At 59.0% G+C, this 15,296-nt stretch carries 18 protein-coding genes; 17 read left to right on the top strand and 1 reads right to left on the bottom strand.

Translation table 11 applies throughout. The features are described from left to right. The first annotated feature begins 54 nt into the window (after positions 1 to 54). From VL688_03400 to VL688_03375, 6 genes are read left to right on the top strand one after another with little or no spacing between them, the layout of a single operon-like run. Positions 55 to 894, top strand: a complete 840-nt coding sequence (locus VL688_03400) for an NAD-dependent epimerase/dehydratase family protein (protein HTL47090.1) — start codon at positions 55 to 57, stop codon at positions 892 to 894. After that, complete coding sequence (locus VL688_03395) at positions 884 to 1,066, top strand: hypothetical protein (protein ID HTL47089.1); 183 nt, start codon at positions 884 to 886, stop codon at positions 1,064 to 1,066. Before VL688_03400 ends, VL688_03395 begins: the two co-directional genes overlap by 11 nt. Beyond that, a complete protein-coding gene (locus VL688_03390; protein ID HTL47088.1) occupies positions 1,063 to 1,470 on the top strand; it encodes a hypothetical protein in 408 nt (135 codons plus the stop codon). Before VL688_03395 ends, VL688_03390 begins: the two co-directional genes overlap by 4 nt. Before the next feature lie 20 nt (positions 1,471 to 1,490). After that, positions 1,491 to 1,709 carry a hypothetical protein gene (locus tag VL688_03385; GenBank protein HTL47087.1) on the top strand — a complete coding sequence of 73 codons (219 nt, stop codon included), beginning with the start codon at positions 1,491 to 1,493 and terminating at the stop codon, positions 1,707 to 1,709. Positions 1,710 to 1,735: 26 nt separating this feature from the next. Next, positions 1,736 to 2,134 carry a YopX family protein gene (locus VL688_03380; protein HTL47086.1) on the top strand — a complete coding sequence of 133 codons (399 nt, stop codon included), beginning with the start codon at positions 1,736 to 1,738 and terminating at the stop codon, positions 2,132 to 2,134. Between the two features lie 45 nt (positions 2,135 to 2,179). Further along, positions 2,180 to 4,018: an ATP-binding cassette domain-containing protein gene (locus tag VL688_03375; GenBank protein ID HTL47085.1), complete on the top strand. Its 1,839-nt coding sequence runs from the start codon at positions 2,180 to 2,182 to the stop codon at positions 4,016 to 4,018. On the opposite strand, the gene VL688_03370 is transcribed toward VL688_03375, so the two are convergent. Then, entirely contained in the window at positions 4,015 to 5,364 is a 1,350-nt protein-coding gene (locus VL688_03370) for a hypothetical protein (protein ID HTL47084.1), read from the bottom strand. The genes VL688_03375 and VL688_03370 overlap by 4 nt on opposite strands. A gap of 104 nt (positions 5,365 to 5,468) precedes the next feature. Here VL688_03370 and VL688_03365 point away from each other — a divergent pair, with 104 nt between their 5' ends. The 11 genes from VL688_03365 (at position 5,469) to VL688_03315 (ending at position 15,296) form a co-directional block, all read left to right on the top strand. Continuing rightward, on the top strand, positions 5,469 to 6,032 hold the full coding sequence (locus VL688_03365; GenBank protein HTL47083.1) for a redoxin domain-containing protein: 564 nt from the start codon (positions 5,469 to 5,471) through the stop codon (positions 6,030 to 6,032). Next, entirely contained in the window at positions 6,032 to 6,949 is a 918-nt protein-coding gene (locus tag VL688_03360; GenBank protein ID HTL47082.1) for a M15 family metallopeptidase, read from the top strand. The genes VL688_03365 and VL688_03360 overlap by 1 nt, the downstream gene beginning before the upstream one ends. Beyond that, on the top strand, positions 6,946 to 8,982 hold the full coding sequence (locus VL688_03355; protein ID HTL47081.1) for a tetratricopeptide repeat protein: 2,037 nt from the start codon (positions 6,946 to 6,948) through the stop codon (positions 8,980 to 8,982). Before VL688_03360 ends, VL688_03355 begins: the two co-directional genes overlap by 4 nt. Then, positions 8,979 to 9,911 (top strand): RluA family pseudouridine synthase, encoded by a 933-nt coding sequence (locus tag VL688_03350; GenBank protein HTL47080.1) that lies wholly within the window; start codon positions 8,979 to 8,981, stop codon positions 9,909 to 9,911. The genes VL688_03355 and VL688_03350 overlap by 4 nt, the downstream gene beginning before the upstream one ends. Positions 9,912 to 9,993: 82 nt before the next feature. Beyond that, complete coding sequence (locus VL688_03345) at positions 9,994 to 10,464, top strand: peptidylprolyl isomerase (GenBank protein HTL47079.1); 471 nt, start codon at positions 9,994 to 9,996, stop codon at positions 10,462 to 10,464. Then, entirely contained in the window at positions 10,454 to 11,215 is a 762-nt protein-coding gene (locus tag VL688_03340; GenBank protein HTL47078.1) for a hypothetical protein, read from the top strand. The genes VL688_03345 and VL688_03340 overlap by 11 nt, the downstream gene beginning before the upstream one ends. Before the next feature lie 140 nt (positions 11,216 to 11,355). Next, entirely contained in the window at positions 11,356 to 12,246 is an 891-nt protein-coding gene (locus tag VL688_03335) for an HD domain-containing phosphohydrolase (GenBank protein HTL47077.1), read from the top strand. 9 nt (positions 12,247 to 12,255) lie between these two features. After that, a complete protein-coding gene (locus VL688_03330; protein ID HTL47076.1) occupies positions 12,256 to 12,621 on the top strand; it encodes a response regulator in 366 nt (121 codons plus the stop codon). Between the two features lie 88 nt (positions 12,622 to 12,709). Further along, a complete protein-coding gene (locus VL688_03325; protein HTL47075.1) occupies positions 12,710 to 14,236 on the top strand; it encodes an alpha-amylase family glycosyl hydrolase in 1,527 nt (508 codons plus the stop codon). A 38-nt stretch (positions 14,237 to 14,274) separates the two neighbouring features. Further along, positions 14,275 to 14,763, top strand: a complete 489-nt coding sequence (locus tag VL688_03320; protein HTL47074.1) for a hypothetical protein — start codon at positions 14,275 to 14,277, stop codon at positions 14,761 to 14,763. A 107-nt stretch (positions 14,764 to 14,870) separates the two neighbouring features. Then, positions 14,871 to 15,296 (top strand): PilZ domain-containing protein, encoded by a 426-nt coding sequence (locus VL688_03315; GenBank protein ID HTL47073.1) that lies wholly within the window; start codon positions 14,871 to 14,873, stop codon positions 15,294 to 15,296.

Genomic DNA, 15,296 nt, shown 5'->3' with positions numbered 1-15,296 from the left:
GAAAGCAGTCCCAAGCACGGGCCTGCTTTCTTTTTTTATCCCCCGGGACATTCGATGACCAAAAAAATTCTGATCGCAGGGGCAGGCTATCTGGGCATGGCCGCGGCCCGGCAATTTTTATCCGCCGGCTTCAGCGTCCACGCGCTCACGCGGGATCCGCGCAAAGCGGACGCGCTGCGCGGATCCGGAATCGAACCTCGCGTGGCCGACTTGACCCAGGAATCCAGCCTCCCGTTTTTCGAAGGTTTGGACGGCGTGCTGATCTCGGCGGCGCCCGACCGCGGGGAAGTTTTCGATTACCGTGAGATGTACGTGCGCGGCATCGGGAATCTTCTTCGGAAGCTGGACCGGAAGCGGCCGCCGCTCGTTCTTTATACGTCCAGCACATCGGTGTACGGGCCGTCGCAGCAGGGATGGCTGGATGAAACCGTCGTGCCCGAGCCCGGCCATGAGAAAGGACGCGTCCTCCTGGACGCGGAAAAGCAGGTTCTGGATTCGGGCATGGGCGTGATTTTTCGGCTCTCGGGTCTTTACGGCCCCGGGCGCAACCGCCTCGAATCCCGGCGCGCCGAAGCTGCGGGAGAGCCGGACCGTTATCTCAATTTGATTCACCGCGACGATGCCGCGGCCGCGTCACTTTTCCTTTTAGAAAGGGCCAGGCCCGGAGAAGTTTACCTCGGCGTGGACAAGGAGCCGGTGCTGCGCTCTTCATTGCTTCGCTGGCTGGAAAATCCGGCGGCCTTTCCCTCGCAGGAGCCGGCGGACGCATCAGCGCGCCGCTGCCGGGCGGCGGGGCTTACTGCGCTGGGTTTCGAGTTCCGTTATCCGAGCTTCCGGGAAGGCTACGGCGAAATCCTGAAAACCATTCAGGCGAAAGGCGCGCATGCGTCATAAACTTTCATTTTTGTTTTACGGCGGCCTGCTGATTCTCACGGCCTTCTGGGCCGGGTCGCAGAAAGACATGACCCTGGGCCTGATCGGGTTCCTGCCTTTTTTTACACTTGGCGTGCTCTTGATCATTCAGGGCTTGCGCAAGCCCGTGCCGCCGGGGGAGAAGACGAAATGAAATCCTTGGCTTTGATGTTGTTTTTTCTTTTAATGGTTCCCGGAATTGTCGTCGCGGAAGACTACGGGGATTCGGGCGGCATCAAAAACGAGGGGGAAGTGCCGGTGCGGATCAAGGTGACGTTCGAGTCCGGGGATTATACTTGGGAGCGGCTGCCGGGCGGACAGGGGCTGGATTTCGCGGAAAATGTCAAATCCGTCAAGATCGCGCCGGACGTGCAGGTGTTCCGGGCTTTCCTGCGCGACCCCCGGATCAAGATCGCGGTCTATCAGCCGGACGGCTCGCGTGAGGAAGTGGACAAGCTGGGCCAGGAAGTCATGATCAAACCGAATTGGAAAAGGAGGGAAGAGGCGAAAGAATCAGGCTTAAGGATTTCCGGAGGGGCGGCCGACAATAAGATGTAATCAAAATGAAAGGGTGAGCTATGGCGACTAAGTTGTTGGTAAGCACCGACCTGCTGACCGCCCGTGGTTTGAAGAAACACCCCGTGAAATTGACGGCCCTCCTTTACCTGCGCGAAGCTCTTCTCCAGGAAAAATACGAGGACTGCGCCGATTGCATCGAGATCGCTTCTCATTTCGGGGCACGGCATTTTGAAATCCGCAATATCCTGGAAGACCCGCGCCGCATGCCGGTCCTTTAGCCGGGCCCTTTCTTTTCCCCATCGTTATGCGTGAAATCAAATTCCGCGTCTGGTACCATCCGGAGAAGCGCATGTATTTCCGCGGCTACCAGAAGCTTTCCCATGTCCTGCTTTGCGAAGAAGACGGGCCCGGAGGCGCGGGGCGGCCGTTGAAGCGCGCCGGTTATCAGGACTGCGAGCTGCTGGAAAGCACCGGCCTGCTCGACGTCCGGGGCCGCGAAATTTACGAAGGCGACATCGTGCTCGTGCGCTCGGGCGGAAAATCCTGGAACGGGGAAGTCGGCGCGGTGCCGGACATGTTCCGTTCCCGCGGCCTGCACCCGCTGGTAAGCCTCTTGGCCTCGCTGGGCCTCGAGGATGGGGAGGGCCTGGAATTCGAAGTGCTCGGCAACCGTTTCGAAAATCCGGACTTGCTCGCGCGCTGATCGTGGTATCTTTTTAATAATCATAAACGAAAGGAAGAAGGCTTCATGAGCGTTTTACTGCAATTGAAAGGCATACGGAAAACCTACGGACATGCGGTGCTCCTGGAGGACGCCAGCGCCTCCTTTGCCCACGACCAGAAGATCGGTGTCATCGGGCGAAACGGCGCGGGCAAGTCCACGCTTTGCCGCATCATCACGGGCCATGAGACCATGGACTCGGGCAGCGTGATCAAGAATTCGGAGTTGAAACTCAGCTACCTCGAGCAGCACGACCCGTATAAGACCGACGAGACCGTGCTCGACTTCCTCGTGCGCTACACAGGCAAAGAGGAATGGGAATGCGGGGAGATGGCGGGCAAATTCCAGCTGCCATACGAAAAACAGCACGCGGCGATCGGAACGCTCCCCGGCGGGTATCGGACGCGCGTGAAGCTGGCGGCCATGCTGCTGCGCGACCCGAACTTCCTGATCCTCGACGAACCGACGAACTACCTGGACCTCAGCACGCTCATCATCCTCGAAAATTTCCTCCAGGACTTCAACGGCGGCTACCTCATCGTGTCGCACGACCGCGAATTCCTGAAGCGCACCTGCGACCACACGCTGGAAATCGAAAACGGAAGGCTGTCGCTTTACCCGGGCAACATCGAGGACTATTTCGAATTCAAAGAGGAAAACCGCGCCCAGCAGATTGCCTACAACCGCACCGTGGAAAAAAAGCGCGAGCAGCTCCAGGAATTCGTGGACCGGTTCAAAGCCAAGGCGTCCACGGCGACCCGCGCCAAATCCAAGATGAAGCAGATCTCCAAACTCAAAACGATTGAAATCGCGCACACCCTGGCCGCGGCCAAGATCCGGATCCCGAGCGTGGAAAACAAAGCGGGCATCGCGCTCCAGTGCAGCGGGCTTTCCGTCGGTTATCCGGACCGGACCGTCGCCCGCGGCATCGAGATGGAGTTCGAACGCGGGGACCGCATCGCGATTCTAGGCGACAACGGGCAGGGGAAGACCACTTTCTTGCGCACGCTGGCCTCCGACCTTCAGCCGCTGGCGGGTTCCTTCCGTTGGGGCACGGGCCTTCGCGTCGCGTATTACGCGCAGCATGTCTTTACCTCGCTTCACCCGCAGGACGACGTGTTCACGCACCTTCAAAGGGAAGCGTCCCAGGGCGTGACCACGCAGGACGTCCTGAACCTGGCCGGAAGCTTTCTGTTCCGCGGCGACGAAGTGAAGAAAAGGATTTCGGTCCTGAGCGGCGGCGAGAGGGCGCGCTGCGTGCTGGCCGGGCTTCTTTTGTCTCGCAGCCACGTGCTGATGCTCGACGAGCCCACCAACCACTTGGACTTCGAAACCGTTGAAGCGCTGGCCGACGCGCTGCGGGAATTTAACGGCACGGTTTTTTTTATCAGTCACGACCGCACGTTCGTGAACCTGATCGCGACCAAGATCGTGGACGTGAAAGACGGCCGCATCACGGCCTATCCCGGCACCTACGAAGACTACGTGTATTCGCTTGAGGCGCGCGCGCGGGAAGAGATGGGCGGGGCCGCGGAAGAAGACGGCGGAGCGCCGGCCCAGGCCGCAAAGCCGGAACGCGAGGGCGGCGCGGGAGAAAAAGCCGGCTCTTACGAGGATTTCAAGCAGCTCAAGTCCGACATGACCAAGCTGACGCAAAAGATCAAGAAGGCCGAGACGCGCGTGCAGAATCTCACCCAGGAACGCGACCGGCTTTTGAAGGACATGAAGGAAAATCCCTTCAATTTCTCGCGCGAGCGGAACGAGAACATCAAGCGCGTGACCGCGAAGCTGGAAGAGGAAGAAGACGCCTGGTACAAGCTGCAGGCCCAGCTCGAGAAGCTGAAGAAAAAAATCGGGCAGGGTTAGCTTTTTCCGTCCTCTTTCGAATCCCAGAGAATGCGGATGATGTGCCGGTGGATCTTCTTGTTGTTGGCGATCTTGCGGTGCTGTTCCTTCAGGAAAATGTACTGCGGCGGATTTTCCGTGTAATGCCCGCGCAGGCTCGAGCTGGTCACCATGTTGTCGCCTGAAGAAAAAAGCTGCGCGTTGCAGCTCTTGCCGTCCCCGAAGTCCAGTTTCTTATCCTCTTTCATGATGCAGACGCGCTCCGGCGTCGGTCCCCACTCGGTCGCAAAAACATAAGTCTTCACTTCAGCCGGCAGCGGGTGCAGTTTCTCGCTGACCGCGCTTTGGATGAATTTGGCCCACGCCAGCGCCGCCTCAAGATAGCGTTTCCGCTTCTCGTTCTCGGATTTCATTTCCTCTTGCCACGTAAGCGGGAAGCGGCGCTTCATCTGGCTTTCGAGAAGCGCCTGCTGCGCCGGGCTGAAGACCGACCATCCGTAACGCACCCAGTTCCCGGCATCGTAGAGGTCGAGGTCCGCGACGTTGCCGGAAGCATCCACGAACGGCTGGGTGTCATAACGCGGGAGCAGTCCGAAAAACGCGGGCATAGTGAAAAGTTCTTGGGGCGTGAACCTGCGGAAAAGCGGCCCCTTGGCCGGAGTGAAGCCTTCGTTCAAGATGCGGAAGACGTAGAGCAGGCCCTCGTGCGCGGGATTGATCAGGATGAGTTTACGGATATTTTTAGCGCCTTCATAATCGGGCGCGGGATTTTTTTCACTGCGGAGGTCGCGGCCTCCGTACAGGGCGTAATAACGAGCGAGGAACACGGCGGACGAATGCGCGATGACGTCGAACTTTGCGTTTTCGCGCCCCGGCATTTGTTTGAGCCTGTTCACGGTTTCGGCCAGGCGAAGGGCATTCTCATCAAAAGGGCGGCGCCAATCGTAATAGAAAATGAAAAAATTGTCGCCGGGACGCGGATGGTTGATGTCGCCGATCACGTAGCCGTGGTTCTTCATCGTCTTGAGGAACCGCGTGTACAGCTGCATTTCCACGAGGCCGGGAATGATGGTGATGTGGTCCAGAAGCCCGGCGGGAATCAGGCTGTCCCGGTTTTCGCGCAGGTCCGTGGAGTCGATGGGAAGCGACAGCTCGTCCGTGCGGGCCGGACCCGTGAAATTGGCGAGGACGCCCCACACGATGTCCTGGCGCTCGGGATTGAAAAGCATGCTGCGCGTCGTGCCCGGGATCAAGATGACAGGCGTGCGCTCAAAGCCGCCGGCAGCCTGAGGCTGGGGCACCAGGCGCGGCACCGAGGCGCAGGAAAGGCTCAGAAACAGGACCGAAAAAAAATATCGAAGCTTCATGAAGATTCTCTCCCGAATAGCCGTCACTTAAAGTCTAAAGCCATAATCTCCTGAAGTCCACCAACGGTTTGACGCCGGGAAGATAACAAAATACAATACGCTTCATGACGCACGACTTTGCTTTCTTTCTGACCTTTTCCGCTTTCGGCGGAATCTTTGCCCTCATGGCCCTGACCTACAAGCGTCCGGACGAAAAAGGTCCGCTTCCGCTTTTTGCCAAGGCGCCGCATTTTTCCCTGAAAGACGCCAGCGGCCGGGTCGTGTGCCTTGCGGATTTCCTGGGCAAGAAAAACGTCGTGATCGTTTTTTATCCGAAAGACAAGTCGTTTACCTGCTCCCGTCAGCTTGCGTCGCTCAATGCGAAGCTCGCCTCGTTCCACGATCTGGACACCGAAGTGCTGGCCATCAATCCGGAATCTCAGAAAAACCACGCCTCGTTTTGCGATAATTCCCATTTGAAATTTCCCCTGCTCAGCGATCCGGCGAAGAAGACCTGCCGGGATTACCGTTCGCTTGGCTTCGGCGGGCTGCTTGCCAATCGTACGGTCTACGTTATCGACAAGCAGGGGCTTGTCCGGTATGGTAAACGGGGCAATCCGCCCACGGAAGAGATTTTGAAATCCATCCAATCATGGCGCGCTCCGGCGCTTGCCAAAGGAGGTTCTTGATGCGGTGGCTCATAGGGTTTGTCGTGTTGCAGCTTCTCATCGTGCCCGCGGCGCGCGCCGAAGACGTGTGGAACGTGCTGTCCGATTCCGAAAAGGCGACGCTGGACAAGGTGCTGGCGCAATGGGAAACGTGGATGCCGGCCAAAAAAGCCGACGGCACCGCGCCGCTGGTCACCTTCGAAGATCTCTACAAAGGGCTGAGCCCGGAAGAGAGCGGTTTTCTCGACCGCGTGCGGAAAATCAATCCCAAGGAAAGTTTTAATTTCCAGGGCGAGTACCTGGGAGAATCGCGGGAAGGCTTCCGCATGCGCCAGATCGAAGGCCAGCAGGTCACCAAGAACGGCAATAAGGAAACGCTCGCGCCTCAGTACCTGCCCGTGGAGGTTTTCCAGGCCTACGATAAAATGATGGCGGCCATGAACCAGGACCTGGGTCGCCATCTTCTCGTGGAATCCGGGTACCGTTCGCCGGCTTACCAGTTATACACGTATCTTTTTTACATGCCCAAGCACAACTATTCGCTCGTCGAGACCGGCCACTGGGTCGCTCTGCCGGGCTACAGCGAGCACGGCGCGCCGCAGCTGCAGGCGATTGATTTCATCAATCCCTACGGCGTGAACGGCGAAGACCGCGTCGAAGACTTCGAGGAATTGCCCGAGTACGCCTGGCTGCAGAAGCACGCCGGTGAATACGATTTCGAGCTTTCGTATCCGCGCGACAAGCCGGGCATCACGTACGAGCCGTGGCATTGGCGCTACACCGGATACTCCAAGGTCGCTCCTGTGGGCGCGGAAGACATCGCGGAGTCCAGCGGTGAAGCTGTTGCTGCGCCTCCTGCCGACGCTGCGGCGGCGGCTCCGGCTGAAGCCGCGGTAACGCCTCCGGCCGAAACCCCCGCGCCCGCTCCGTCCGCATGAGCCCCGCGGCCTCCCAGGGGCCGGCTGTTGTTTCTGCGCGTCCTAAATATTTGAAGGCCGTCCTTGCCGCGTTGCTGGTCCTGGCGGCCGCGGCGGTTTACCGTGAAGCGCCAACGCTCCAATTCGTCGGCTACGACGATACCCGCTACATCGTGGACAATCCCTATCTGGCCGAGCCTCTTTCCCTGCGGACTTTCTCATGGGCTTTGACCGCGGATTCTTATAACGATTCGTTTTACGCGGATTATTACCAGCCGGTCACGCTTGTGTCCCGCATCTTCGACGCCGCGCTGTTCGGCATGCGGCCTGCGATGCATCACGTCATGAACGTGATTTATCACGCGTCCAACGCGGTCCTGGTCTTTCTTTTATTTTCCCTGATGACGGGGAAGCCGGGACGCTCTTTTTTCCTCGCGCTTTTGTTCGCCGTGCATCCATACCAGGTCGAGGCCGCGGCCTGGGTGACAGCGCGGAAAGATCTGGCCGCGTCTTTTTTCGGCTTCCTGGCCTTGCTGGCTTACGCGCGCCGTCGAAAAAAAAATCTTCCCGGCCATGGCGGGTGGTTTTATGTTTTTTATCTTGCCTCGCTGGCCGCGAAACCGGTCTTCGCGCCGCTGCCGTTTGCGCTTTACGTGCTGGACTTTTGGCCGCTGCGCACGCAGGAGAGCCTGGGCCCACGCAGGGAAGTTCTGGCTGCTCGGCTTCTCATGCTGCTGCCGCCGGCCGGGCTGGCTTTACTTGACGCGATTCGCCGCCCCGAAGCCCTCGGACATTTGCCGTGGGGCGTTCAAGCCGCGAACGTGCTCGTGGCTTATTTCGAAGGCGTGCGGCTTTTTTTCGTGCCGCTGCGCCTGGGGATTGCGCCGTCATGGTATGACTATCCTTCGGCGTCTTCGCTTGCTTCGGCCGCCTTTTTTTTGGCCGGAGTCTCGCTTGCCGCGTTCGCCGCGCGGAAAGCCGGTCATGCCGCGGCCGGCTGGCTCTGGTATTTGATTTTCCTTCTGCCCGTCTCGGGTTTTATGGCCTTCTCCGACCGTTTCATGTACGTACCGCTGCTCGGCCTGGGGATTATGGTGATCTGGACCGTGGCAGCTTGGGCGGAGAAATCGCGGGTTCTTTCGGCCCTGGCCTGCGCGGCCGGATGCGCGGCATGCTTTTTTTACGGGACCCTGTCGTCCGCGCAGATCCGGACATGGAAGGACACCGAAAGCCTTTTTCGCCAGGCGCTCGCGCGTGATCCTGAGAATGATCATGGCCAGATGCTGCTGGGCGCCTGGCTGGCAGGCGAAGGCCGCACCGAGGAAGGGCTCGAACATTTGTCGAAGGCGATCGCGCTCAATCCGCGGAACACGACGGCTTACGCGCGCACAGGAAGCCTGCTGGCCAAAGAAGGGCGCATGGATGAAGCCAAGCCGTATTTCGATGAAATCCTGAGGCGCGATCCGGCCGATGCCGACCTGCAGACGAATCTTGGATTTTATTTCCTGCTGGCCGGCGACAAGGACGCGGCCGCCGCGCATTACCGCAGGGCGCTCGAAATCAATCCCGATGTGGGTCCCGCATCGCTGGGGCTGGGAAGCGCGCTGCAGTCCCAGGGAAAATCCGCGGAGGCTTTGCCTTATCTCCAGCGTGCCGCGGCCTTGATGCCCGCGGCGCCGGAAGCCTACCGTGATTGGGGCGCGGCACTCATCGGCCTCAAACAATTCGGACAGGCCGCGGCTGTTCTGAACAAGGGCCTCCAGCTGGACAGGACGAATCCCGTACTCTATTCGAATCTCGGCATCGCGCTTTCTTCGCTCGGACGCTTCCGGGAATCGCAGCGCGCGTTTTCACAGGCGATCCGCCTGGACCCCATGAATGCGCAATACCATTACAATCTCGGCCTTGCCTTTGCGCGCGCGGGCGACCTGCGCGCTGCCGGGCTTTATTTCTCCCAGGCGCTCCGGATCGATCCCGCTCATGCGGGCGCGGCCGCGGGGCTGAAAGAAGTGGAACGCCTGAAAGCCGCGGCACCGGAGGCCAAGACGCCATGAAAATCATGACCGTGCGGGAAGACATGGAGCTGGCGGATTTTCTGCTAGGCTCCGTGGAAGGCGCGAACAAAACCCGCGTCAAGCAATGGTTGAAATTCGGCAGCGTGTCCGTGAACGGCCGCATGACCACGCAATACCGCCAGCGGCTGAAAAGCGGCGATAAGGTATCGCTACTCACGCGCCAGGAAAGGTCGTCTCACGTCGAACCGCTGTGGGGCCTCCGCATGATTTACGAAGACGACTTTCTCGTAGTCGTGGAAAAGCCGCCGCGCCTTTTGACCGTGGCCACAGACAAGATCCAGAACCGGACGGCCATGGCCGCGGTTCAGGATTATCTGCGCCAGCGCGCGGAAAATCAAAATGCCCGCGCCGCCGGAAAGCGGGGCAGCGCGCGCCGGGTGACCGGCAAACAGGCGTTCATCGTGCACCGCCTGGACCGCGATGCCTCCGGCCTGCTGGTTTTTGCGCGTACCGAAGACATGAAGCTGGCGCTGCAGGGAAATTGGGACCAGGTGGAAAAATTTTATTACGCGGTCGTGGAAGGCGCGCCTGCCCGGCCCGCGGGCACGGTGGAAAGCTACCTTCGTGAAAATAAAATCCTGCGCGTCTTCAGCACGACGGACAAACGCGAAGGCAAGCTTTCGGTCACGCATTATGAAACGCTCGAAGGTTCGCCTCGCTACACGCTTTTGCGCGTGCGGCTCGAGACCGGGCGCAAGCATCAGATCCGCGTGCACCTTTCGGATCTCGGTACTCCCATCGCGGGAGACAAGGACTACGGCGCGCGAACCGACCCGGCGGGACGCCTGGCGCTTCATGCCTTCAAGCTTGCATTCCGCCATCCGGCCACCGGCAAACCGCTCGCGTTCGAAACACCGCTTCCGGATTCCTTCCGCCGCATCCTGGCCGCAGACGCCCGCTCGAGTTAACGCTCTTTGCCCTATCTTTCTTCCGAAGCGGGGTATAAAATGCCCCCCTCAACTTTTCATTGGGTTTGCCAACGGAGGTTTTATGGATTACCGCGTCATTTCCTTTCACTACACGCTTACCGACGAAGCCGGAAAAGTTCTCGACTCGTCCAGGTCCGCGGAGCCTTTCGCGTTCATGACCGGATCCCGGCAAATCATCCCCGGCCTGGAAGACCAGATCTCCAGCCTCGAAAAGGGCAGCCGCAAGAACATTACTGTCCTGGCCGCGGATGCTTACGGCGAAAGGGACGAAGAACTCATCATCCGGGAACCCCGCGATAAATTCGGCGAGGCCGGCGTGCGCGTGGGCGACCGCTTCCGCGCGGGCCAGGAGGAAGAAGCCCGGATTTTTACCGTGGTGGACGTCAGCGAGACCGAGGTCACGCTGGACGGCAATCATCCTCTGGCGGGGAAAAATCTTTTTTTCGACGTCGAGATCACCGACGTTCGCGATGCCACTTCGGAAGAAATCCAGCATGGCCATGCCCATGGCGAAGGCGGGCATGCGCATTAAAAGGGCGGGGCAGCCCTTGTCCCGCAGCGCGGCGTGCGCCCTTCTGGTTTTGGCCGCCGTTCTTTTTTTTCTCAGTGCCTCGCTAGCCGCTTCGGACCTCCGCCTCGAAGGCGTGATGTTTGACGACGCCGATCCCTCAGCTTCTCTCGCTCTCATCAATGGCCAGGCTGTCCGCGCGGGGCAAGTCGTGGACGGACAGAAAATCCTGCGCGTGGAAAGAAATTGCGTTTTCACGGCGCCTGAAGCGGGCGGGGCAGAAGTCCGGCTCGACGTAACTGAAGCCGCTGCGGCTCAGTCCGCCGCGCCTTTGCCTGAGGCTCCGAAGCCGTCATGGCAGGAAGCGCTGAAGGCGTGGTGGGAGGGGACATTTCCCCAAAAGCAGAACGCACCCCGCGGCCAGGCTAAAGCCGACCTTTGGGAACGGATCGCGGTTACGGACCTCATGCAGATTTACCAGGCAGGTTCGACTTTCGCCAGCCAGAAAGGGCAGCGTCCCGCCAGTCTCGAGCAGCTCGTGCAAACGGGCAGTCTTCCCGATCGTTATGCGAAAGGTGTCTATGGGAAATACAAATTTTCGCTGATTTCCGAGGAACCGGAGCCGGGCATCAATGCCGATCCTGTAGAACCCTCCCTGGGGCTTCGCCACTTTTTCATCGATAAGAATGCCGCCATCCATGCCGAGAAGGACAAGCCTGCCGGGCCCCAGAGCCCGGTTTACGAGGCCTCCGGCGAATCCGTCTCAGCTTCCTGACCGCCTGCTTTTGTATTTGCTTTCCCCCCGGGGTATCTTTATCTCATGAGCCCTAAACCGCACCGGAGTCAGGTTTTGGAGCGAAATTCCGACAATATTAGAAGCGGTCCCGGCCCAGGGGCGGGGACCCAGGGGGAAGCATGAAGATTTTAGCGGACTTACGGGACATCGACGGACGGATGATTGCCAAAGCGGGTTCCGAAATGGACGGTGCTTTGATCCGCCGCGTGACCCGCGAAGGCGAAGGCCATTGCCGGGATCTGCGGTCGCTCAACAGCAAAGAATTTTCCCGCGACGTGGAAAAAGCGGTCGAGGAGCCGCTTTACGCCAAAGTATTCGAGACTCCCGCGATTCGCCGGAAGATTCTGGAAATTTCGAAAAAATGCCGCCTCCAGTCTTCATTGTACCGCGAAATCCGGCGGCTGAAAAAAACATCACCCTACACTTACCGCCATTTTGTGCTGATCGCGGCGCTTTCGGCGAAGATGGCCCTCGACCTGCGCAGCTACGGCTATGATCCGCGCCTGGCCTTTGTTTACGGCTTGGTCCATGACATCGGAAAAACGCGCCTTTCAAAAAGCGTTCTGAACAAAAAGGGGCGGCTGACCTCGAACGAGTACCGCATCCTGCACAGCTATCCGCTGAACAGCCTCTTACTGCTGCGCTATTACCTGGGGCGCGGCGGCACCGAGGCCTGCCGCGTGGCTTATGAACACCATGAAACGCTCGACGGCAGCGGCTATCCCAAAGGCATCAAGAAACTGAGCAAGTACACGAAGATCGTGGCCATCATCGACATCTTCGACGCCCTTGTCGCGGACCGTCCTTACCGCAAGCGCGCATTTACCGTACGCGGGGCGCTGGACAAATTGATTCACGGCATGGATGCCGGAAAATTTCCGAAGTTTCCGGTCCGGCTGATCATCAGCTATTTCCGCGCGGGCGATCCCAATTTCCGGACCATGAAGATTTCCAGGGCGCCGCGGGAACCCGAGCCCGAGGGCAATTCGTATGGCAAGATCGCCAAATAAGGAGAGGCCGTGGCGCATATCCTGATCATCGACGACGAATCCGGCATCCGCGAAGCTCTGGGCGACCTTTTGGAATCCGAAGGCTACAAGGTGAGCGTGGCCGCGAACGGCCGCGAAGGCCTGAAATGTTTCCGTGAAAATGAAATCGATCTGGTCATTACCGACATCATCATGCCGGAACAGGAAGGCATCGAGACCATCCGCGTGATGCGCAAGGAATCCCCCGACGCCAAAATTTTCGCGATGTCGGGCGGGGGACGCATCGAGGCCAGAGGGTATCTCGAGCTGGCCATGAAAGTCGGCGCGGCGCGGGTTTTCGAAAAGCCGCTGGACGTCGATATCCTTCTCACGGCGATGCGAGAGATCCTGAAGTGAAAAGATTTGGGGCCGCTTGCGTTAAGGGGTATCATAGGTGCATTCATTTCTTACTTTTATTTAAGACGCGACCGATTCGAGTGACATCATGCGACGTCATCCTCATTTGTTCGAGGCTAATGCAAGAATTTTTCTGGAGCGCCTGTCGCGGAAGCACAACAGCCGCCTGACGCTTTCCACGGTTCCCGAAGAAGAATGGGAAAAGATCCGTGAGAGAGGCTTTGACCTCATCTGGCTGATGGGCGCGTGGCAGAGAAGTCCGGGCGCCGCCCAGGTCGCGCTCCGACATGAGGCCCTGCGCCGCCACTTTCCTGAAGCCCTGCCCGACCTCAGCGACAAAGATATCGAAGGTTCGCCGTATGCGGTTTATTCGTACATGCTGGATCCGGCTCTCGGCCGCCATGAAGAGCTGCTCGAGCTGAAAAAACGGCTCAACTATCTCGGCATGAAGCTGATCGTGGATTTCGTGCCGAACCACGTGGCGCTCGATCATCCCTGGACGCTCTCGCATCCCGAATGGTTCGTGCGCCCTAAAAGCGAGGCGTTGGGGGAGCATCCCGACTGGTTTTTCAAAACCCGCCACGGCATCGACCTCGCGCATGGCCGGGATCCTTATTTCCCGCCCTGGACGGATTCCGCGCAGCTGAATTATTTTTCCGCGGAACTGCGCCAAGTCATGATCCAGGAGCTGGGACACATTTCGAAGCTGGCCGACGGCGTGCGCTGCGACATGGCCATGCTCGCCATGAACGCCGTGTTCGATCGGGTTTGGTCGCCTTTTGCGGCCAATGCCGCCCCGGTCCAATCCGAATTCTGGACGCAGGCGATCCGGCGCATCAAGGAAGAGAACGCTTCTTTCCTTTTTCTCGCGGAAGCGTATTGGGGGCTCGAATGGCCGCTGCACGAGCTGGGTTTTGATTACGCGTACGACAAACCCTTTTACGACCACCTCCTTTCCGGCGACGTCGCCGGGATCCGGACGCATCTGGAAGCGGCGCCGGCCTTCCAGGAACAGTGCATGCGTTTCATCGAAAATCACGACGAGCAGCGCGCGGTCAAGGCGTTCGGACCTAAAAAATCCATGGCCGCGGCCGTCATGGTCGCCACGCTGCCCGGTTTGCGTTTTTTTCACGACGGCCAGGCCGAGGGCAAAAAAAAGCGGCTGCCCGTGCAGCTGGTTCGCGAACCCGCGGAAAAGCCGGACGTTGAAACCATGGTTTTTTACCGCGAGCTTTGGGACTGCGTGAACACGCCGTGTTTCCATCAAGGGCAATGGGCCAGCCTGGAAGTGATGGACCCCGCTTTCGGCGGCATTTCCAAAAGTATCCTGGCATGGGTATGGATCCTGGGCGAGGAAGGCCGTCTTGTCGCCGTGAATTATTCCGAACACCCGGCGAAAGGCAGGATTGAACTGCAAAGGCTTGCCGAAGGCCGGACGGCCTCAGGCATGAGCCTCCAGTTTTCCGCCGGGGAAGCGCATGCCGACGGCGGGAATTTTTCGGGCAGTGCGGGGGTGAATATGGGCGCCTGGTCGGCCTGCATCGCCAGGATCGGAGTCACGGTTCCGCAGTCCGTGCCGTCTTCCGAGCCTTCGGCTTTATCTAAACCTGTCTGATTGTTTTCTTCCGCGTCTTCTAGTAGAATCCCCACCCGATGAAACGTTTGGTGCTCCCGATTTCACTCCTGATCTGCGCGCAGGCAGCGCTCTTTTTTGCCGCGCCGGCCGCGCACGCGTTTGACCCCGGCCTTCCGCCGATCGAGCAGTCGAAGGCTTATGGGCAATTCCAGCAGCGGCCCTTTTCGGACTTATCAGTCCTCATTTACCTGATCGACCGTTTCAAAGAAGCGGAGCTCGACATTGTGTATGACGGCCACTATTTTCCGGCGCCGATGGCCGCGCGCCTGGCCAAATGGTTTTTGGGGGTTCAGTACCGCAAAGAACGCCCGGTGGAATGGATCATGAAATGGTGCAATGTCACCGTGCCCAACGGGGTGCTGATCTGGGTCAAAGATGGCAAGAACAAATACCGTTTATCCCGCGAAATCCTTCTGGACGAGCTGAAAGAACTGGAAAAAGCCTGCATGGAAGACCCGGCTTTCCAGCAGAAGGCCGGGGGCGCGGTTTCGTGCAAGGTCTTGTAGAGCCTTGGATCGATTTGAAGTGGCCGCGATCATTTTTTTTGCCGGAAATTGCTTTCCGCGTGCGGGCGGCGTATACTGTGGGCCGCTCGGAGGTTAACTCGTACCGTATGGAAAAAAGGCGTTTTTTCAGACACCCCCTTCAGGTCCCGATCCAGTATTACGAAGTCCGCTCGCATACGATCGACAATTCGTCGTCCATTGATCTTTCCCAAGGCGGGCTGAGTTTCATGGCCGAGCGCTTTTTCTCGAAGGGAACGCTGATGGACGTGTCGATCCCGGTGAAAGAGGAAGTGTTCCGCATCCACGGCCAGGTGGCTTACTGCAACCGCGTCACCGAATCGGGCCGGTACCGTACGGGCCTGGCCTTCCGCGATCCCACGAGCGCTTTCAACGCCAAGCTGGCGGAACAGATCCATTTGATCAAGGCTTACCAGGAAAAACTGTCGCAGGAACGCAACGAAGAGATCACGGAAGAAGAAGCTGCGCGCGCCTGGATCGCCAAATACGCAAAGCACTTTTCTCATTTGTTTTAG

The organism is Verrucomicrobiia bacterium (assembly GCA_035495615.1).
In the GTDB taxonomy this organism is placed as follows: Bacteria; Omnitrophota; Omnitrophia; order Omnitrophales; family Aquincolibacteriaceae; genus DATJFP01.
Note: the sequence above shows the minus strand (reverse complement) of the source record. Positions and strands in the feature narration are given on the sequence as shown.